General features: G+C 68.3%; 20 protein-coding genes. 6 read left to right on the top strand and 14 right to left on the bottom strand.

The window, feature by feature from the left end:
* Positions 1-13: 13 nt before the first annotated feature.
* Positions 14-1,105: a glycosyltransferase domain-containing protein gene (locus tag DEI86_RS12675; protein ID WP_111049747.1), complete on the bottom strand. Its 1,092-nt coding sequence runs from the start codon at positions 1,103-1,105 to the stop codon at positions 14-16.
* Positions 1,102-2,640: a glycosyltransferase family 2 protein gene (locus tag DEI86_RS12670; RefSeq protein ID WP_181439774.1), complete on the bottom strand. Its 1,539-nt coding sequence runs from the start codon at positions 2,638-2,640 to the stop codon at positions 1,102-1,104. The genes DEI86_RS12675 and DEI86_RS12670 overlap by 4 nt, the downstream gene beginning before the upstream one ends.
* Positions 2,641-2,693: 53 nt before the next feature.
* On the opposite strand from DEI86_RS12670, the gene DEI86_RS12665 reads away from it, so the two are divergent.
* A complete protein-coding gene (locus DEI86_RS12665; RefSeq protein ID WP_111049743.1) occupies positions 2,694-5,798 on the top strand; it encodes a glycosyltransferase in 3,105 nt (1,034 codons plus the stop codon).
* Between the two features lie 312 nt (positions 5,799-6,110).
* Here DEI86_RS12665 and DEI86_RS12660 read toward each other — a convergent pair whose 3' ends face one another.
* Positions 6,111-7,493 (bottom strand): hypothetical protein, encoded by a 1,383-nt coding sequence (locus DEI86_RS12660; RefSeq protein WP_111049742.1) that lies wholly within the window; start codon positions 7,491-7,493, stop codon positions 6,111-6,113.
* Between the two features lie 573 nt (positions 7,494-8,066).
* Here DEI86_RS12660 and DEI86_RS16585 point away from each other — a divergent pair.
* Positions 8,067-8,243, top strand: coding sequence for a hypothetical protein (locus DEI86_RS16585; protein WP_181439773.1), 177 nt, complete (start codon positions 8,067-8,069; stop codon positions 8,241-8,243).
* Positions 8,244-8,302: 59 nt separating this feature from the next.
* Here DEI86_RS16585 and DEI86_RS12655 read toward each other — a convergent pair whose 3' ends face one another.
* The 3 genes from DEI86_RS12655 to DEI86_RS12645 form a co-directional block, all read right to left on the bottom strand.
* Positions 8,303-8,512: a hypothetical protein gene (locus tag DEI86_RS12655; RefSeq protein WP_111027418.1), complete on the bottom strand. Its 210-nt coding sequence runs from the start codon at positions 8,510-8,512 to the stop codon at positions 8,303-8,305.
* Between the two features lie 2 nt (positions 8,513-8,514).
* Positions 8,515-8,838 carry an ATP-dependent DNA ligase gene (locus tag DEI86_RS12650; RefSeq protein WP_111012803.1) on the bottom strand — a complete coding sequence of 108 codons (324 nt, stop codon included), beginning with the start codon at positions 8,836-8,838 and terminating at the stop codon, positions 8,515-8,517.
* A gap of 90 nt (positions 8,839-8,928) precedes the next feature.
* A complete protein-coding gene (locus DEI86_RS12645; protein WP_146244930.1) occupies positions 8,929-9,201 on the bottom strand; it encodes a hypothetical protein in 273 nt (90 codons plus the stop codon).
* A gap of 177 nt (positions 9,202-9,378) precedes the next feature.
* On the opposite strand from DEI86_RS12645, the gene DEI86_RS12640 reads away from it, so the two are divergent.
* Positions 9,379-9,720, top strand: a complete 342-nt coding sequence (locus DEI86_RS12640; protein WP_111011350.1) for a hypothetical protein — start codon at positions 9,379-9,381, stop codon at positions 9,718-9,720.
* A gap of 268 nt (positions 9,721-9,988) precedes the next feature.
* Here the strand turns inward: DEI86_RS12640 and DEI86_RS12635 are convergent, their stop codons facing one another.
* The 6 genes from DEI86_RS12635 to DEI86_RS12610 form a co-directional block, all read right to left on the bottom strand.
* Complete coding sequence (locus tag DEI86_RS12635; protein WP_146244929.1) at positions 9,989-11,026, bottom strand: hypothetical protein; 1,038 nt, start codon at positions 11,024-11,026, stop codon at positions 9,989-9,991.
* A gap of 200 nt (positions 11,027-11,226) precedes the next feature.
* Complete coding sequence (locus DEI86_RS12630; RefSeq protein ID WP_111027414.1) at positions 11,227-11,448, bottom strand: cold-shock protein; 222 nt, start codon at positions 11,446-11,448, stop codon at positions 11,227-11,229.
* Positions 11,449-11,553: 105 nt separating this feature from the next.
* Complete coding sequence (locus tag DEI86_RS12625) at positions 11,554-12,663, bottom strand: acyl-CoA desaturase (protein WP_181434687.1); 1,110 nt, start codon at positions 12,661-12,663, stop codon at positions 11,554-11,556.
* Between the two features lie 210 nt (positions 12,664-12,873).
* On the bottom strand, positions 12,874-13,278 hold the full coding sequence (locus DEI86_RS12620) for a hypothetical protein (RefSeq protein ID WP_146244928.1): 405 nt from the start codon (positions 13,276-13,278) through the stop codon (positions 12,874-12,876).
* A gap of 274 nt (positions 13,279-13,552) precedes the next feature.
* Positions 13,553-14,434, bottom strand: coding sequence for an NmrA/HSCARG family protein (locus DEI86_RS12615; RefSeq protein ID WP_181439772.1), 882 nt, complete (start codon positions 14,432-14,434; stop codon positions 13,553-13,555).
* An 82-nt stretch (positions 14,435-14,516) separates the two neighbouring features.
* On the bottom strand, positions 14,517-15,410 hold the full coding sequence (locus DEI86_RS12610) for an alpha/beta hydrolase (RefSeq protein WP_220038521.1): 894 nt from the start codon (positions 15,408-15,410) through the stop codon (positions 14,517-14,519).
* Positions 15,411-15,579: 169 nt separating this feature from the next.
* Between DEI86_RS12610 and DEI86_RS12605 the strand changes: the two genes are divergently transcribed.
* Entirely contained in the window at positions 15,580-15,927 is a 348-nt protein-coding gene (locus tag DEI86_RS12605) for a hypothetical protein (protein ID WP_111049731.1), read from the top strand.
* A gap of 66 nt (positions 15,928-15,993) precedes the next feature.
* Here the strand turns inward: DEI86_RS12605 and DEI86_RS12600 are convergent, their stop codons facing one another.
* A complete protein-coding gene (locus DEI86_RS12600; protein WP_111049730.1) occupies positions 15,994-16,872 on the bottom strand; it encodes an aldo/keto reductase in 879 nt (292 codons plus the stop codon).
* A gap of 162 nt (positions 16,873-17,034) precedes the next feature.
* Here DEI86_RS12600 and DEI86_RS12595 point away from each other — a divergent pair, with 162 nt between their 5' ends.
* Entirely contained in the window at positions 17,035-17,625 is a 591-nt protein-coding gene (locus DEI86_RS12595; protein ID WP_181435228.1) for a YdcF family protein, read from the top strand.
* Between the two features lie 185 nt (positions 17,626-17,810).
* On the opposite strand, the gene DEI86_RS16325 is transcribed toward DEI86_RS12595, so the two are convergent.
* Complete coding sequence (locus tag DEI86_RS16325) at positions 17,811-18,152, bottom strand: hypothetical protein (protein WP_111011342.1); 342 nt, start codon at positions 18,150-18,152, stop codon at positions 17,811-17,813.
* A gap of 10 nt (positions 18,153-18,162) precedes the next feature.
* On the opposite strand from DEI86_RS16325, the gene DEI86_RS12590 reads away from it, so the two are divergent.
* Positions 18,163-19,116, top strand: a complete 954-nt coding sequence (locus DEI86_RS12590) for a hypothetical protein (protein ID WP_146244926.1) — start codon at positions 18,163-18,165, stop codon at positions 19,114-19,116.
* The last annotated feature ends 74 nt before the right edge of the window (positions 19,117-19,190 follow it).

Raw genomic sequence — 19,190 nt, 5'->3', positions numbered from 1 at the left:
GTTCGGCTATCGCTCAGCGTCGGAGGATGTGCACCAGACGACGCGCCAGAACGAAACTGCGGCTCGATCGGAGGGCGTTGAGTTCGTTCCGTGCAGCCGCGAGTTGGTCGCGGAGCGCGGAAGCCGTTTGCCGCTGGTCCTCCACGTCGTGGTTGAGGTCCGCGTTCCGTTGCTGTTCCTGACGGAGTTGGTCTGCGGTGCGGGCGAGATCTTCATGCAGGGCCTGCGCTCGATCTTCCGCGGTTCTGATGGCTTGCTTCGCATGCTCCAGCTTCTCGGCAGCCTCGACGGCTCGGGACTCGTGAGCGGAAGCGGCGTCTTCGAGCTCGAACACACGCTGCTCCAGTCGTCGATTGCGCTCCCGGAGCTTCGCGGCGGTGAGGAGTGGTGCGCGGAGCGCGTCCTCCCATCGGGAATGGTAGGCGGGCCGTCGCCGCAGCTGTTCGTCCACCGGCGGCCAACGGTGCCACTCCGACTCTCGGTTGTCGCGCCGGATCACGCGTATCGGTGAGTCAGCGTCTGCGGCTGCCATCTGCACCGAGAGTTGATCTCGGCGGGAGTACCGATCGATGTGGTGCTGCCAGACCCGACCGAAGCGACCAGTCGTGGAGGTGTTGCGTCGTGCGATCATCCCCGTCCAGAGCGGCTTGCCGTCCATGAGGTCAGGTCGTTGCTCCGCGTAGTGCAGCAGTTGCTCCCACACTCGATCGGTTGCGTCGATGCCGGCGTCAGCGACCGCTGTGAATTCGTCGATGAGCCGCTCACGGAAGGAGTGCTCCATCATCGTCAAGTCGGAGTCCTTGAGCCAGACGTCCAGGACGTCGCTGGCATCGACGGTGAGTTCGACCCGGTTGTCGATCCACAGCGTTTCATCGAAGTCCGCGAGGAGGGGGTGCCCGCCTGTCTTCAGCTCTCGAGAACTTCGGGTGGGGTCGTGGGGAAAGAGCGGAGTCACCTGCTCGACGTGCCATGTCGAACTCGTCAACTCCGGATCATCGGTGAAACAGATGTACGGGATACCTGAACGCAAGGCGGTGGGTTGCTCCCGTAGCGCCTCGTAACCACCGAGCAGCGCGGTGTACACCGCCCGGCGTGCTGCGCTCATCGGCGCCTCGCCAGGCGCTTCGCGCTCTTGACTGCCAGGCTCCCGACGCGGTAGCTGAGGCTGTCCTGCAAGGAGGTGATCTCGGCACGCAGCCGCCGAAGCTGCGCGTCAGTCGTGGCGCCGGAGCCAGGCGCTGAGTCGACTGTTCGGTACGTTCTCCAACGATCCTCCAGCTGAGCCAGCCGGTCGGCTAACGGGGACTGCAGTAAAGACTCCAGTTGGGACGGCACCGACTCGATCGCATCACGTACCCCATGTTCGACCTCGGGCTTCAGGCGCCAAACGGAGTGTCGAGCGAGGTCCTCTCCGGCGAGCCGCGTGCCGAGGGCGCTCGTACGCGTCGCCCAGTCGGCCTCGTCCAGGTCCGCCACGCTGAGTGCCGCCCAGTACGCGTACCGACGGTTCGCCGTTGCGAGCATCCCGGTGTCAGGGCCGCCGGCCAGCAGCACGCCGACATGCAGGATTGCATCGGTGGTCACCTCGGTCGCCAGGGTGACCTGCGCTGGGTTCAGTCGAAGACCGACGAGATCTGCCGGATCGGCCAGCACCTCCACTTCGACGCCTGCTCGGAGCAGCGTCCGGACTGCGGCACGGATGTCGGTCAGCACTGCCCCGCGGCGTTCGTCGTCGGGCGCGACGCGGACCAAGCCGCGAATGTCGATGCCCATGGTCGTGACCGCGCTCCCCGGCGTCAGGGCATCCGCAAAACGCTCGGCAGCACCGATCCCGAAGCGCATGAAGGCGCGCGTCGCCCGGCCGTAGAAGGGGTACCGCTCCTCGAGAAGTCGCTGGTGAGCGTCCCGAAGGGCGTCCCGGCGTTCCCCCACGAAGCTCTTCGAGCCTTCGTGGATGACGAGGGCACGATTCGCGATGACCGAGCGGAAGCCAGCTTTGTCGATGCGTAAACAGTAGTCGTTCTCCTCGCCGTATCCCGGCGCGAAGACCGAGTCGAAGAGACCGAAACGCCGGATCAACTCTCGTTTCGTCAGAAAACAGAAACCCATGGCCACTGGCGAGACCGTCCACCGCGGCAAGGTGCCTTCCAGGGCCGCGAAGACCGCTTCCGTGCGCTGAACGGAGGGAACTGAACTCCTGCCCACCAGTCGGTACGGGAGGGATGCGATCGTCGCGTTGTTGCTTCGGGCACAAACGACCCCGTGCTTCTGGTGGGCGTAGAGCACCGCCTGCATCTCTTCGACGAATCCCGCGCGCGGCTCCGTGTCCGAATTGAGCAATAGGACGTCGTTGTCGCTCGTGTCGAGCTCCTGAACGGCACGGTTGCATGTGCCAACGAAACCGAGGTTGCGGTCATTGCGTTCGTACCGGAATCCGATAGCCCCGTCGACCGCAGCGAGGACGGCGGTTTCGATCTCGTCTGCGTCGGGGCCGCAGTCGTTCACGAGGAGCACGTCGTGTCGCTGTGGATCGGTGACGGAGCGGAGTGCCTTGATGCAGATGAGCAACGAAGGCAGATCGCCGTACACCGGTACCACGATCGTGATCCGGGGAAGCGCGGCTGCATCGAGCTGGGCCAAATCGGTCCTTCCGAGTGTCAGTGTCTGATGTTCGCTCAGTGTACTGTCGCTCTATGCGTGCCCTGATCGCCTGCCACAGCGCTGCCCTGGAGACGTTGGGCGGTGGAGAACGATCATTGCTCGCCTTGACGGACCAGTGGCGCTCGGACCGCCCGGAGGACGAATTCGTGTTCGTGCTGCCGGTCGCAGGTGGCCACCTAGCGCCCGAGTTGGAGCGCCGCGGCCACGAGGTCGTCGTGATCCACTCGTATCCGTGGGTCCTCCGGCAACGCGCCACCGATGCCGAGCGGATTCTCCGGTACCAACAGGGCAACGCTGCAGCGCTCGAACGCCTCTTGGCCCTCATCGAGGAGCGATCGATCGACATCGTCCTCACCAACACGATCGTCAATCCTTGGGCAGCGGTGGCCGCTGCGATCGCCGGTACGCCTCATGTCTGGTTCGTGCGGGAATACGGAGAGCTGGATCACGGTCTCCAGTTCCAGTACGGAGCCGAGACGACCTTCCAGGACATCTCCTCGATGTCCGACCTCGTCGTGACGAACTCGAAAGCCATCGACAGTTTCGTTCGTGGACTTGCCCCGACAGCAACCACGAGAATTCTCTACCCGCCTGTTCTGCCGGTCGATGAGGTCGCCCCCGCGCATCCGGCGAGAACCGACACCCTCCAAGTCCTCGCACTCGGGAAGGTCAGTGAGTCCAAAGGCCAGCGAACGCTCGTCGAAGCGGTCGCGCTGCTTCGCAACAGCGGAGTCCCGGTAACGGCGACGATCGTTGGCCCCGATAACCCCGCTGGTTACGCGGGAGAACTCCGCAACCTGGCTACCGAGCTCGGCGTTGACGGAGCGGTCGACATCCGCCCCCAGGTGGACGACGTGTCGAATCTGTTCGAGAACTACGACGTCGGCGTCACGACCTCGCGCATGGAAGCCTTCGGGCGAGTGACGCTGGAGTACCTGCAGCACGGCCTGCCGGTCGTCGGGGCCCGGTCGGGAGGGACGGTCGAGCTCGTCGAGCACGGAGTGACGGGATTCCTCGTCGAGCCCGGCTCTGCGGCTGATCTGGCTATCGCGCTCGGTGCCCTCGCCGAGGATCGGACGCTGCTCGAAGAAGCGAGCGCTGCTGCTGTCGGGAGTGTTCCGAGGATCATGTCCCGGTCAGCGACCACGTCAGAGGTCGTGCGTGAGATCATCGCCGTCTCCGGTGCTGCACCCCACCGAAGGACTCCGCGATTCATCACGCAGCAGATGGCACAGGCCTCGTCCGTCGCTGCCGCGCTCCGGAACGCGGCCGGAGGGCAGCAGCCGCCGCGGCCCACCGCGACCGCGACTTCGACCACGCCAGCTCCTCGTCGCAGGACCACGAGCGGGACGCCCACCCAGTCCCTCCGGGAGCGATTGGTCCTGTCCGCTGCGGCGATGGGGCTCGCACAACGAGGCTTCGTTGACAGGAACTATTACGGGCGGCTGACGGGCCGGCGATTCACGACTGACGCTGCAGCCGCGCTGCACTTCGTCTCCCAGGGAGCGATGCAGGGGTACGCGCCCTCACCGCGGTTGGAGCCAGAATGGGCGGCCCACGCCACTGGCCTCACGCTACGGCGTGTACTGGTGTCGCTCGGCGTCCACGGTGAGCGTGCATTCGCTCCGGGGGGTCTTCCTGCCGGTGCTGGCATCGGTGCCACACGGCTCTCTCCGTCTCCTGATGCGGATCCGGCAGTCCTCGCCGCCGGGTACGACGACCTCGAGCAGCGAACGGGCACGCTCGCGGAGCGCGTGGGCGAGCTCTCGACAGTGTCGTTCGCCACGCGCCCAGAGGTGAGTTCGGTCCTGTCCGGTGTGGACTGGGATGTCGCCCGCGCAAAACCCCGGCAGGAGGATCTGGTCAGTGTCGTGATCGTCACGTACCGAGACTGGCGGTTGACCCTGCCAGCGGTACGTTCCGTGCTCGACAACAGCGGCAGCACGCCCGTCGAGGTGGTGGTCGTCGACAACGGATCGAGCGCACCGGTCCGGAGGATCCTGAGGGGGGCGTTCTCCTCGGACTCGCGAGTGAAGATCGTCGCGCTACCGCACAACGTGAACTTCTCCGGTGGGAACAACGTCGGCTTCGCAGCGAGCAACGGCGCGCGTGTCGTGTTCCTGAACAACGACACGACGGTTGGAAGCGGATGGCTCGATCCTCTGCTCGCAGCACTCGAGGACGACGCCGTTCGCGGCGCGCAACCGTTGCTGACCTATCCGGACGGTTTGATACAAACTGCTGGCACCGTCTTCGGTCCTCGCGGCGTCTTGCCCTGGCACTTCCTCAGTGCGCACGGTGTGGGGGAGATCGCCTCGCTCCCCGCGGCTGCGTTCGACCGATTTCAGGCCCTCACCGCCGCCTGCCTGGCGGTTCGTGCGGCAGAGTTCGCGGCGATCTCCGGGTTCGACGAGCTGTTCGTCAATGGAATGGAGGACGTGGACTTGTGCTTCCGACTCACGGAACTCCGTGGTGGGCACTTCCGAGTTGCGCCCGAATCTGCGGTGACGCACTTCGAAGGCGCGTCGTCGGGTCGAGGTGCCCACACCACCTACAACCGCCAACGCTTCCTCGATCGCTGGCGCGACCGGGAGGTAGCGAATGACGGCTGGCGGTATCAGGAGCTCGGTCTCCACGTGGCGGGATTCGTACCCCGAGACTCCAAACGGGGCCACGACGCGTCGGCGTGGGGCCAGGACCCGATCGTTGTTCGAGAAGTTGACGACTCGCCGCGCGCCGCCATCCGATTGCCGTACGTCGACCGCGCTGGTTCGGTGTCCGAGCCCCACGCCCTTCGCGCCAGCACGCTCGCCGAGTTTCTTCGGAACCGCGGGTGGCGGGTCGTCGTCGACGGACCGCGACAGCGCTATCGCCGCACCCGACACCTCGACGACGTCGTGTTCCACTTCGCTACCGACAAGCATCCGAACTTCCAGCCGGGCGCGGTCAACGTTCGTGTGCTCGATGGCGACCTCGGCGCTGCCGGTCCGAATGACGCGATCGTCGCAGTCAGCATCGCCATGCTCGAGGACACCATGACCGGCGAGGAGCGGGAGGCGCTCGCAGCAGCGATCGACGAGATCGCCGCGCTCCGGCTGGGCCTGCGGGCAACAGAGCGAGTGGTGGTCGAGGTCTAGGTGTGGGTTCCCGGCACGTTGTGGCCGGGGTGACATAGGAGAAGACCTCCGGGACCATGTGGCGTGCCGCACCAACCCGTCGCACCGGAGGTCTTCGTGACCAACGCTGATCCCCGTTCACACCCGCGGGCCGACTTCGGCTCGCCCGACTGATCGTTGAGGAGCGGACGGTCCATCTGTCGCGCGTCGGAGCGGTTCCGGTGGTCGCCCGCAACCGGTCCGGGGCGACGCTGACGGCCTGGTCCTCGAGGCCGTGGTCGAGTTCAACCGAGTTGCCGTCCCGGCTCGCGAGCGGTGTGACGGGCCTCCCGTTCAGTCGGCCCCCCTCGGCGGCACGGCGGACAGGTCCACCGCGAGCCTGGCGACCGCGTCCTTCAGGGCCCCCCCGAGGACCCCGTCCGCCAGAGGTGTGAACGAAGTCGGTCCGTCCGCTGCCGCGCGACGGACCGCGCCCGCAAGTGCGTGTCCGAGCGACCCCGCGTCGGTGGCCACCGCCTCGATATTCGGATGCAGGCCTCCACGGGTGCCGTGGAACTCGTTCGTCACCACGCGGGCACCCGACAATGCACCGTCGAACGGAGGGTGGCTCGGATGGGGACTGTGCTGCAAAGCCAGGACCACGTTCGTGGAAGCGATGAAGTGGAAGTACTGGTCCCAGGGCATGGTGCCGTGGGCGATCAGCCTGTGCGCGATGCGGCCGGCTGATCCCAGCTCCACGTCCGCATGCATCTCACCCGCAGAGTGGAACTCGACCCGCAGGTCGTCGACCGCGAGTTCCTGCACGGCGACCCGGAGCGCGGCGACGCCCAGCCGGAAGAGGTTCCGGTGCTTGCTCGGTCGGCCGTAGAAGAGAACCCGCACGACCCCGCCGTCCTCCGCAGGGGAGCGACGCGCCTCCGCAACTCGTTGCAGCTTCTCCATGTCGAGGTGCGGGGCGAAGGTCGCATCGTCGGGTACGACGATCCCCTCGACGTCGTGCAGATACCGCTGCAGCGGGGCCGAGTTCACGAGCATTCGGAAACCAGCGCGGTAGGTGGACGCAGCTACGGCGTAATCGGTGGACCACGGACTGAAGCCCGGCTCGTAGTCCTGTACCACGTACACGACCCGGTCGCGGTCCACCACGCCGCTCCTCACCGCGACGTCGAGCGCGTGTGCGGTCTTCCAGTGCGTCGCGATCCAGACGTCCTCGTCACCGAAGACCTGAGCGAGGATGTCCTCCCGCGGCACCACACGGACGCTCGGGCCGCCTGCCGTGTCCCGGGTCGTGGGGAAACGCTCTGCGATGAGGGCTTCCGCTGCTGCGCCGCTGTTGCCCGGCGTTGTGGAGCGGACCATGACGACCCGGACCGTGCGCGCGAGGCGCTCACCGAGTTCGATCGCCACCGAGAGCGCGGTCTGCACGCCAGCGAAGGCGGCGCCCTCGCGGACCTCGTCAACGACGAGTACGACCTGTCCCTCCCGGGTGGCGGTCTGGATCCCGGCGAGTGCGAGACTCGTCTCGACGAGCCCCTCGAACGGACGCGCGCGCTCCGGCACGCGGTCGCGCTCACGCCAAACCACCCCGACGCCGGACCCGGACCCGGTGCGCCCCAGTCGTTCACGGATGTCGTTGCGGTAACGCCCGTCGCGGAGATAGCGCTCGTTCACACGCGCCAGGTCCGCGACGAGGCGCCGTGCCTTCTCGAGGTTCATCGGAGTTCACGATACTTGGTGCCACGGGCACGCCCCCCGGTCCGGCCGCTGGGCCTCAGCGAGCCGGAGACGGCAGAGCGATTCAACTTCGTCGAGGAGGAGGACTCGGCCGCTCTCGATGGGTGAGTGACACTGCTCGGCCCCGAAGCAGGACCAGCGGTCGGTCTGCCCATCCGATCTCGACCGATGGAACGTTCGCTGCAGGCGACGGCGCACGGCGCGGTGCAGACGCATACCTCATGATGAGCGTTTCGTAAACCCTCCTGTTCGGGACGGGGCCATCCTTACGCTTCAAGTGCTGGCTCAGTCCCCGTCAGCCGCTCCGAGCACTCGTGACCTTGGCTCGCTGTGTCTCACGAATCCGTAGGAGCTGACCTTGTATCGAGTCGATCGTGCCGCCCACTTCCATCTTCGAACACTGACTCGGGAACGGCATCTCCCGCAGCGATCGGTTCGCCTGCACACCTACCGTGTCAGCCCGCGGCTGCTCTCCTCGGCGCTTGCAGAGAGGCTGGGTGGCTCGTGGGTGCCAGGAGCCGACAGGTGCGGTCTGCTCGACAAGGAGGGGACGGCGTGGCCATGGTGAGGCGGAACGCGGTCACTGCCCGGTCCACCGGAGCGCAATGGCTCTTGTCGGTCGGCAGGACACCGCTGCTCCGTGTTGACACGCCCGCAGAAGCGGAAGTGTTCGGCCGGGAGCTTGCAACGGCGCTCGGGCTCACGTTCGACACCACCGGCACCCTGGAGTGACGACCAGGCCGTTCGGTGGTGGGCAGTGAGGCTCGTGCTGAGACGGGGCCGGGAGCGCGTCAGTCCGCGTCGATACCGGTGATGGCGATGCTGACACCGGGCTCGATCAGAAGTTCGGTCTGCCGGTACGAGCCTTCGCCGTGGTTCACGCGCATCCATGTCGGGGCTTCCGCCCGGACCGCAGCGAGCAGCGTCGCCTTGACCTCGTCGAGGTCCGCGTCAGTCACGCTGTAGTCGATACCGCCGTAGGTGATGTTGATCCGCTTCATGGTCAGTTGTCGCCGTTCCCGGTCGCCGGAGAGCGCGGTTCCTCGAGGACCTGAAGCCCTTGCGCTGTGTTCGAGGAGAGCTCCAGGGCGGCTATCCACTCCCGGTTGAGAGCGGGCATCCGGCTGCCGTAGAACTTGAACACCAGCGGGATCGTCGGATGGATCCAGATGGTGGTTCGGCCGTCGCCGACCCGTCGGTCGTCTTTCCAAGAGAAGTAGAACGCTTCGTTCCGGCGCAGCTTCAGGCCGATCACGATCTGCAGATGCCCGAGGAGCCGGTCGTCGAACTCGACGTTGAGCGAGTGGTCGTACGTCAAGCTACCCATGATGCGCCCTCATCCAATTTGGACATCAGGGCCGCCCATTGGCGAACAAGATGCGGCCGCCCGCAACCTGCGAAGCGCCCTGGGGCTATCCTACTCGCGATATCCGAGGCCGGGCCCCGGCGGCCATGACGTTCTCGTGTCCGCGACGTTGCAGGAGTCGTCGGGATGGCCCTGCTGCACGCCGTCCCCGCTCTCCGTCTCGGGCCGAGAACGACCGAGGGCGCTTGTCTTCTGCTCGAGGCTCCTGACGAGGTCTTCGTCGACGATGCCTTCGTGTTCGCGGGGCTCTGGCACGTTCATGACCTGGCTTGCTCGGCCGAGGAGGATCTCCGCTGGGGCGACGTCACCGCTCTCGAGGAGCACCGAGAAGGCGACGGTGTCCGGGGTGTCGCTGGTCTGCTCGGACCCGGAAACGTGGCCACCCGGGGCAACCCGATGGAGGCCGCGACAGCTCGACCTGTCGGAGCGCACGGATCGGTGTGCACCAGGAGCCGTGCAGCGGCGTGCGAGTGCAGATGCTCCGGCGCGTACGGTCGACTCATGAAGCACGTGACGTACTCGGACAAGTCGCTCCTGTTGGGCGACACCACGGCAGATCTGCTCCTCGAGTACGCCAGTGCCCTCGGCACCGACGGCACCGCGGACGCCGTCACCGTCAAGGCGATGAGCTCCGATGGCGACGACGTCGAAGCGACGTTCCTCCTCGGCGAAGGCGCACCGCTCATGGCCGAGACCTCGACCACCACAGTGCCCGAGCCCGACAACGCGGACGCGGACACCTATCTGCGGGAAAAGATCGAAGCCCTCGTCCACCCGGCCAAGGCGACGACCCTGCCGGAGGGAGACGTCTACCCCGACGACTACGCCGAGTTCCAGTCGTGAGAGCCGCCACGGCTGTCGGTAGGCACCTCTGCGCGTCGGCTCGCGATCTCGTGCCGGGAGGAAGGGCCTCCCCAGCGGGATCATCCGGACGCCGGCTGCCGAGCAGCAGCACTCGGCCGCCGCCCGCGCCACGACGTGCTGCGGCTCACCCGCGGCAGGGGGAGCCTGCCGTTCTCGGCGAGAGGCCTCCCGTGGGTCGGTCAGCGCTGGCATCGCCCGGAGGGCCATGCCAGCGGCCACGCGCACGCGGGCCGGGAGCAGTAGCGCGTCACCGTCGGTAGAGCTCGCGCCGCACGCGGACCGCGTAGTCACGGAGCAGATCGAGTTCGACGGAGGCCTCGTCCCGCGGCTTCGGGTCGAACACGCACACGGCACCCACACGCGTGCCGTCGAGCGTCTCGAGCGGGTACCCGGCGTAGAACCGCACGGCGTTCCGCGGCAGTGGCCGCTTCGCCTGCCAGGCGTCCCCGACGACGAGCGGGCCGGAGCCGAGCACCGTCGTCCTGCAGAACGAGTTCTGCAGTGAACTGCTGCCGACCGGGAACCACCGGCCGGCCTTGGTCCACTGCCGGTTCTCCGGGATGAAGGTGATCGCCGCACCCTCGGTGCGGAAGACCCGCGCCATGCTGTCGACGATGCGGTCGAACCGGGCCTCCCGAGCCGTGTCGAGGATGCCGAGCTGGTCCACCGCCTCGTACCGTTCCTGGCACGGCTGAGGCGCGTCGCGGTGCCACTGCGGGCTCCGCGCAGTGGCGCGCTGATGGGCGAGGAGCGCCCTGGACACCTCGAGCACCCGGGGCAACCCGTTCATCGTCGTGCTGTCCACGGCCAGGATGACGACCTCGTCCCGTCCCGTCTGCAGGGCTGCGGCGAGGTCCGACTGGTCCTCGCGGTGGGCGAGCACCACGATCACCTCGGTCGTCGGCAGCAGTCGCTGCCGGAACCGGTCCACCTGCTCCAGGAGATCTGCCGCGGCCGCAGCCACGGCCCCGGCGGAGGTCCGTCCGTGGATCACGCTGTCCGTGAGGGTGACGACGACGACGTCGTAGTTGACGCACCGCAGCGTGGTCGCTGCAGCAGCGAGCGGCTCACCGGACCAGGCCGACCACGACACGGCCGTGACGTCAGCCCCGCGGCCGGTCATCGCGGCGAGCGCATCCGCCGTGATGCGCGCGCCCTGGTCGAGGGCGGCGCCGGGCGGGAACAGCGCGTCCCCGAACACGAGGACGCGATCGGGGTCCAGTCCCGTCGCTGATTCCGTGACGACCTTCGCGGTCGTCGGTCGAAGTGCTGCGAGCGACGTCATCGTCATCTCTCCTGATCGAAATGCGGTGATCCGGGCCGGTGGTGTTGCCGGCCCACCCCTCACGATAACGAGCCGAACCGAGCCTGAGAGGCCTCGCAGGGAACCCAGATCGGGGGCCATGGCCGAGGGTGATGACGTATCCCGTCCCTGCGCTTCGTCCGGCGTCCGCAGCGCTCGTCATGCGCGTGCGGCGCTGGGCGTCAACGGAGCGGGCGGATGTTCTCGGCCTGGGGCCCTTTGTTGTGTCCCTTCTTCCCTGGACCGAGGTCGTACTGCACGCGCTGGTGGTCGTTCAGGACGCGTTCTCCGCCGGCCGGGACGATGCTGGAGAAGTGGGCGAAGACGTCATCGGTGCCGTCGTCGGGGGTGATGAAGCCGTAGCCCTTGGTGTTGTCGAACCATTTCACGGTGCCTGTGGACATGTCGTGCCGGCCTGATCTCGGATGGTCGAGCCGGGCACGGGATGCAAGTGGTCCGGAGGGACCTCGACCGGGATCACGCGGATGGGCCGGCCGAGGCTGGTGTGGTCAATGGATGCGGAGTTCCGCGACCATGGGGCATGCGAACGGGTCGCGAGCGGAGAGACCGACGCGGTTGAGGTAGCGGACGACGATGCCGTAGCTGCGGAGGAGCGTTGTCTCGGTGTAGGGCACGTCGAGTGTGTCGCAGTGGTCGCGGACGAGCAGACGGGCCTGCTTGAGCGCCGGCCGCGGCATGCTCGGGAACAGGTGGTGCTCGACCTGGTAGTTGAGGCCGCCCATGAGGAACGACACCCACCAGCCGCCGCGGATGTTCCGGGAGGTCCGCACCTGTCGCGAGAAGAAGTCGACCTTCGCGTCGTGGGCGATGGTGGGCATCCCCTTGTGGTTGGGCGCGAACGAGGCGCCCATCATGATCCCGAAGACGGCGAGCTGGACGCCGAGGAACGCGCACGCCATGCCGAAGGGCAGGAACCAGAAGACGGCCGTGAGGTAGAGACCGAACCGGACCGCGAGGAGTCCCGCCTCGAGCCAACGGTGCCGCACGTCCGCTTTGGTGTCCTTGCCGGTGGCGACCGAGCGCACCGCGAGCCAGTGGAGGTTGATGCCCTCGAAGGCGAGCAGCGGGAAGAACGCGTAGCCCTGCACGCGCATCAGCCACCGCAGGGGCCCCCGCACCGCGGCGGCGTCCTCCGGGAGGAATCGGATGGTGTCCGGCGCGATGTCCGGGTCCTTGCCGACCGTGTTCGGGTTCCCGTGGTGCCGGGTGTGCTTGTTCATCCACCAGGAGTAGCTCAGCCCCACCAGGAAGGTGCCGATGTAGCGGCCGGCGCGGTCGTTCCACCGTTGTGAGGTGAAGATCTGGCGGTGCGCGGCCTCGTGGGACAGGAACGCGAACTGCGTGAAGATCACGCCGAGTGCGGCGGCGACGATGAGCTGGAACCAGGAGTCACCGAGGAACGCGAACGCGACCCATGCAAGGGTGAGCGTGCCGGCCAAGCTGCCGAACAGCGACCAGTAGAAGCCGGTTCGGCGTCGGAGCAGGTGGTGGTCCTTCACCTGCGCGAGGAGCGCGGAGTACGTCGACGTGCCGGAACGGCCGCCGGAGCTGGGGCGGGTGCGGGTGTATCCCGCGACGATCGGATCGGTGGTCGTCAAAGGACCAGCCTTCCGTCAGGATCGGTCCTTCAACCGGTGCAGCAGAGTTCACGCAGTCGCGCTTGGTCGTGACGATACGCGACCGACATGCGAGTCGGCCTTCCGGGATGCGAGTCCGGCCCCCGCACGATCCGACCGGGAGGCGCCCGCCGCGGCGGTGGACCAGGCGCCGGCTCCGCTGTGGCGGAAGCAGGTCGGCCGAGCCGAGTGTCAGTGGAGGCGCCAGCGAGCGACGACGAACTGGTCAGGGGACATTCCTGCTGCCACGGCCGCATCGAGCCAGGCGATCTGACTCGCTGTCGGTGCTGTGCGTCCACGAACCGTCTGGTAGAACACGACGTCGCCCTCATGGCCCGCAGCGACCGACCAGGCGCCGGCCCAGCTGCCCCGCTGCTCGGCGATGCGTTCGAGCGCTGCCCTGGACGGTGCATGGGAGACGGGGTCCTGGATCTGGTCGTGCCGGCCCAGCCTCGGGTCCCAGCACGACATCATCTGGGGACGGTCATCGTGGCTGTCGTGCCGGAGCTCGTCGAGCCACCGGGCGTCCCACCCGTACGCGGTCGCCATGGAGGCGACCGCGAGTTCCACGAACATCGGCTCGATCCGCCGGCTCACGACCGGCTTCCTCCCGTACGCGTCGGCGATGGGGGCACCAGTCCACCTCGGGAACGCCACCTCCACGCTCGGCACGACGTGGGATCCGAGGTGCTCGTGAGAAGTGGGACTGAGAGTGCGTGGGTAGGCGGACATCCCTCGAGCCTAGGCGGGTGCGCATGTGGCCCTGGCCAGGAGCGGCTCTGGTCGCCGTCGACGACATGGAGGACTCGGGTCCGCCGCGGGGCCGCCCGGCTCCCGCTGCGCCTCGCGGACACAGCGGGAGCCGAATCGGTCACGCCGCTGCCGGGTCCTGTGGGCGACGGCGCTGCGTCTCGAGCCAGCCTCGCAGGTCGGCAGCTTCGGGGACGATCTTCCGCGTCCCGGGTCGATCGGCCAGGTATGACGGCGAGGTCGCGAACCAACTGAACATGGCGTGCATGTCCGCGTCGGAGGCGAGGACCTCCACCGGGAGCGCCTCGAACCGCGCTTCGATGCCGTAGACCTCGCCGATGGTGGCGGCGACCTGGTCCATCGTGAGTTCGTCGCCGGCGATCTCGATCGCCGAGCCGGCCAGCAGGTCCGGGTCGAGCAGCAATCGCGCCGCCGTGCGGCCGACGTCACGGACGGCGATCATCTGCATCGGCAGGTCGGCCGGCATCGGGAACCGCAGCACGAAGTCGTCGGCGTCGCTCGTCGGCAGCTGTTGGAGCAGGTTCTCCATGAAGAAGGCCGGTCGTACGAAGGTCGCCGGCACGTCCAGCTGTTCCAGGCGCTCCTCGACGCGACGCTTGCTCTCGAAGTGGGGGACGCCGGTCGTGCGCTCGGCGCCACCGACCGACGAGTACACGACCCGTGGGACGCCGGCACGGGCGGCGGCGTCGGCGACCGTGATCCCACGACGGGCCTCCCCTTCGGTGCCGTCGGGGCCTTCGAAGGTGGTGAAGAAGAAGAGTCCTGCCGTGCCGGCGAGGGCGCGCTCGAGCGCATCGCGGTCCTCCTGGTCCGCGGCGACGACCTCGACACCGCGGTCTCGGAGGGCGGAGGCGGCATCGGCGTCCGGATGGCGGACGAGGGCGCGCACCGGGGCTCCGGCGGCGAGCAGCTCGTCCACCGCTGCTGATCCCTGGTTGCCTGTCGCGCCGATGACGGCGAAGGGGGTTCGAGAACTGGTCATGATGCTCCGATCAGAGATGGCGTCGTCGGTCAACGCCGGATGCGTTGGTTGTTCCGGGACAGCGGGGACCGCCGTCGGGGGGTCAGAGAGAGGAGAGGACGCGGATCCGGTCGGCGAGCGCACGGCGGGACACGTCGGCATCGGGCGCGATCGAGTCGAATTCGTGCGGAACGCCGGGGCGCAGGTGCAGCTCCACCGGAACACCGGCGCGGCTCAGGGCGGTCGCGTAGGCGGTGTCCTCGTCGCGGAAGACGTCGAGTTGACCGACTTCGATGTAGGCGGGCGGCAGCCCTGCATGGTCGTCGAGACGTGCGGGAGCAGCGGTCGCCGGGACATCCGGGCCGCCGGCACGGTCACCGAGCAGCGCGGGCCAGGCGGTGCGGCTGTCGTCGTACGACCAGATCAGGAACGGTTCGATGTGCGGATCCGGGGTGGTCGTCCGGTCGTCGAGCATCGGCATCAGCAGGATCTGCTGTGCGATGGCCGGCCCGCGCCGGTCGCGGCTGAGGATCGACACCGCAGCCGCCAATCCACCGCCGGCGCTGTCACCCATGACGCCGATCCGGTCGACGTCCACGCCGAGCTCGTCCGCGTGGGTGTGCAACCAGGTGAGCGCTGCGTAGCCGTCCTCCAGGGGGGTCGGGTAGGGGTGCTCGGGGGCGCGTCGGTACTCGACGGACAGCATCGACACCCCGCTGAGCGACGCGTACCGGGCGACGGGGCCGTCGAACTGCTCGATGTGCCCGAAGATGTAGCCCCCACCGTGGAAGAAGATCGCGGCGGGACCGGGCTCGGCACCCTCCTTCACGTACCAGCGCGCGGTGATGGTCGCGCCGTCCGCCGTCGGGATCGTCCGTTCGGTCACGGTGACGTCGGGCGAGGCCGGGACCGCGTCGCTGGCGGCTGCCAGGATCGGTTCCCACATCATCCGCCGTCCCTCGACGTCTCCGACGGCGGGCAGGGTCATCGACGCCATCGCTTGCCCCATCGGAGCCATTGCGATTGCGACTTCGGGATCCAACTCGAGTGCCATGAGCGCGCTCCTGTGCTTTGCGAATCGTTGCTTTGCGGATCGTGTGCTTCGGATTCGAAGCAATGCCAGAACCGTACCACTGCTTCGAACCTGAAGCAAGGAGGATCACGGCATGGAGAACGCGCCCCCTCGCATCGATCCGGCGCACCTCGACGCGTACTTCGCGCTGATCGAGGTGAGCAGCCTGCTGCGACACTCCGTCGAGCAGCAGCTGCGCGACGCCGGGAAGCTCAGCTCCGTCCAGTTCCAACTGCTGGCGACGCTGGGCGACCGATCATCGGGCAGCGTTCGCATGAGGGATCTGGCAGACGGCGTGGTCTCCAGCCGCAGTGGCCTCACCTCCCAGGCGCTCGGTGCCGTGTTGGGGAAGGTGCGCGCGCACGTGCGCAAGAACCCGCCGCGATCCGCCAGCGCTCGCGGCACCCGCCCCGGTTCCTCTGGGACCGGGACAGTCGGGTGAGCGCGATCGGCGACGCCGACAGGGCCGTCCGAACGACTGCCGGCATGCCCGGGAACTCGAAGCCCCTCAGAACTCCTCGTGCGTCCGGGGGTCCTGCCCGCTGACCCGGCCGTCGGGGCGTGCGAGCCCGGACAGCGCAGCGACCTCGTCCTCGCTCAGCTGGATCGCGAAGACGTCGAGGTTCTCCGCCTGCCATGACGGGTCGGCCGCCCGGGGGAGCGGGATCACGCCGAGCGTGACCGACCAGGCGAGGACGATCTGCGCGGGAGAGACCGCGTGCGCCTCGGCGATGCGCCGTACCACCGGGTGCTCGAGCAGGTCGGTACCGCGGCCGAGCGGAGACCAACCCTCGGTGAGGATCCCACGTCGGGCGTTCTCGGCCTGCAGGTCGAGCTGCGGGAAGTACGGATGCACCTCGATCTGGTTGACGGCCGGCGCCACCCCCGTCTCGTCGATCAGACGGTCGAGGTGGTCCGGCAGGAAGTTGGACACGCCGATCATCCGGGTGAGCCCGCGCTCCCGCGCCTCGACGAGGGCGCGCCAGGCTTCCGTGTAGAGCCCGACCCGCGGGTTCGGCCAGTGGATGAGCACGAGGTCGAGGTGGTCGAGGCCACTGCGGAACAGGCTCTCCTCGACGTACTGCAGCGCGAGGTCGGCGCTGTGGGCACGCCCGGGCAGCTTCGTCGAGAAGACGACGTCATCGCGGGGCACCGGAGCGGTGCGGAGCGCGCGCCCGACCGTGCCCTCGTTGTCGTAGATGAACGCAGTGTCGAGCAGGCGGTAACCCAGCCCGAGTGCGGAGGTGACGGCTGCGACGCCGTCGCTGCCCCGGGCCTCCAGGCTGCCGAGCCCGATCGCGGGGAACGCGAGACCGTCGGCGGTCCGGCGCTGCGGTGCCACCGCGGCCGGTTCCGGTCGGAACACACGCTGCTCGTCGTCCTGCATGCCGCGCTCCTGCCCCTCACCTGCGCGACGCGGTGTCGCCGCTCCGATCATCCAACCGCGTCGCGCGCTGCTCCGCGCCTGGACACGACGGATGCGCTGGACGCGACGGATGCGCCGGACGCGGTGGCGGTGGCGGCCGTGGCCGATGCGACCATGGATGCCGTGACAGCGCGCGCTCCCCTCGGGTTCGTCGTCGGCCTCGCCGCGATCGTCACGGGCGGGCTCGCCGTCGCGGAGGCCCTCACCTGGTTCGCATCGCGCGACCTGACCGCGGACGGTCCGGACGACGGCGCCGAACTCGTGGTGGTGCTCGGGTACCGGTCGAGTCCCCGCGGACGGACGAACGCGATGCAGCGCTGGCGGACCGGGATCGCGCTCCGCAGTGTCTCCGACCACGGACGCCTCGTGTTCACGGGCGGCCCGACGCGGGGCGTGCGGTCGGAGGCCTCCGTGATGGCGGAGGAGGCCGTGCGCCGGGGCTTCCCCGCCGATCGGGTGGTGCTCGAGGAGGAGTCGCGGACGACGTGGGAGAACGTCCGGAACACGGTGGACCTGCTGCGGACCGCGGACACGATCCGGTTCGCCTCGAACACGTTCCACGCGCGGCGAGCGCGCCGCTACCTGACCCGGCAGGCGCCCGAGCTCGCCGGTCGTCTGCGCCCGGCTCGTGACTTCGTCTGGGGGGAACGTCCGGTGCTCACGACGTTCCTGCTCGTGTACGAGCTGGTCAGGATCCGCCTGCGACCGTCTTGACGGCGCGTCCGAACCTGAACGCATCTGCGAGTTCACTCAGGTCCAGGTGCCCCCCGAACGCGTTACGTACCCCGAAACGGCGCGGTAGGCTCCCCAGGTCCCGTCACTCCGGGCTTCTGAACCTGAGGAAACGCCGTGCATCGGGGGGACGAAAAACCGTTAGCGTTCCCTCCGCTCACGACCTTTCAGGGAGGGGACGAGCCCATGGAGATCAGGAACTCGAAGCAGGACACCAGCCACGGCTTCCAGCGGCGCGCATCAGGGCGCGCCGCGGAACCCGGGAGTCGCGTCCGGACGCGCGGGATCGTGTCGGCCCTCACCACGGCCGTCATCGCATCGATCGCGCTGACCGGATGCGCGACGAACACCAGTGCGCCGACGCCGGCCAGTGGCGCCGGCCGATCGGTGACATCCCACACCGCACCCGGCGCGATCCGGACCGGAACGGCCTCCACGGGCACCGTCCGGGCGGCCATCGACGTCGCGCGTTCCACGACGGCGGGCACGCCCTCGCCGAACGTGGTCACGACGGCCGCAGTGTCGACTGCCGAGCACGGCAAGGGCGTCTCGCCCGGCGGCGTGTACGAGAACACCATCAACCGCATGTCCGCGAGCGGAGCGCTGTCGGTGTTCACCGACATGCGGTCCGTGGGCGTGCAGTGGGTGCGGCTCGACTACAACTACGCCGGGTCGGTCAGCGCCCACGGTGGCGCCAGCGACCAGACCATCCAGCAGGCTCGCAAGGCCGGACTCGACGTCACCGTGGTCCTCGGGGACGGCACGACGACCATGCCCGAGTCGGCCGGGTTCACGGCGAAGAACGGCTGGCTGACGTCGTCGGTCAAGCGTCTGGCGTCGATGGGCGTGCACCACTTCGAGGTCGGCAACGAGGTCAACCTCGGCGCCCAGTGGGGTGGGAAGGCGAACCCGACCGCGTACGTGGGGCTCCTCAAGACCGTCCACCCGATCATCCACGCGGCCGATCCGAGCGCCGTGGTGCTCATGGCGGGCATGGCGCCCTACGGCAAGCAGGCACCCGGGAGCGTCGCCCAGGGGAACAACTACAACCCCATCGACTTCATCCGGCAGCTGTACAAGCAGGGCGGACACGGGTCCTTCGACGCCGTGAACCTGCACCCGTACACGTACCCGGCGATGCCGACGGCCGCGGACGGCGGCTACAACATGCTGTCCGTCCTGCCGGACCTGCTGGCGCTCATGAAGCAGCAACAGGACGCCAGCATGCGGATCTGGTGGACCGAGAGCGGGATGCCCACCGGCCCGGACGGCGGGTACCCGACGTACACGGTCGCGCAGCAGCAGCAGACGATCACGGGACTGTTCCAGGTCGCCGCGAAGTACCCGCAGGTCGGCCCGGTCTTCCTCTACGACTGGCAGGACGGTGGGGTGGACGGCGACTTCGGGCTGTACACGTCGTCGCACCAGAAGAAGGCGTCCTACGCGACCTTCGCCGCGGCCACCGCGAAGTAGCGGCACCACCGCTGCGGCACCGGGCCCGCACCGCACTGCACCACACCCGGGGGAGCGCCACGATCGCGTTCCCC

Origin of the sequence: Curtobacterium sp. MCBD17_028 (assembly GCF_003234875.1) — a bacterium.
GTDB lineage: Bacteria > Actinomycetota > Actinomycetes > Actinomycetales > Microbacteriaceae > Curtobacterium.
The sequence above is the reverse complement of the archived record's forward strand: the minus strand, read 5'-3'. Positions and strand labels throughout refer to the sequence as shown.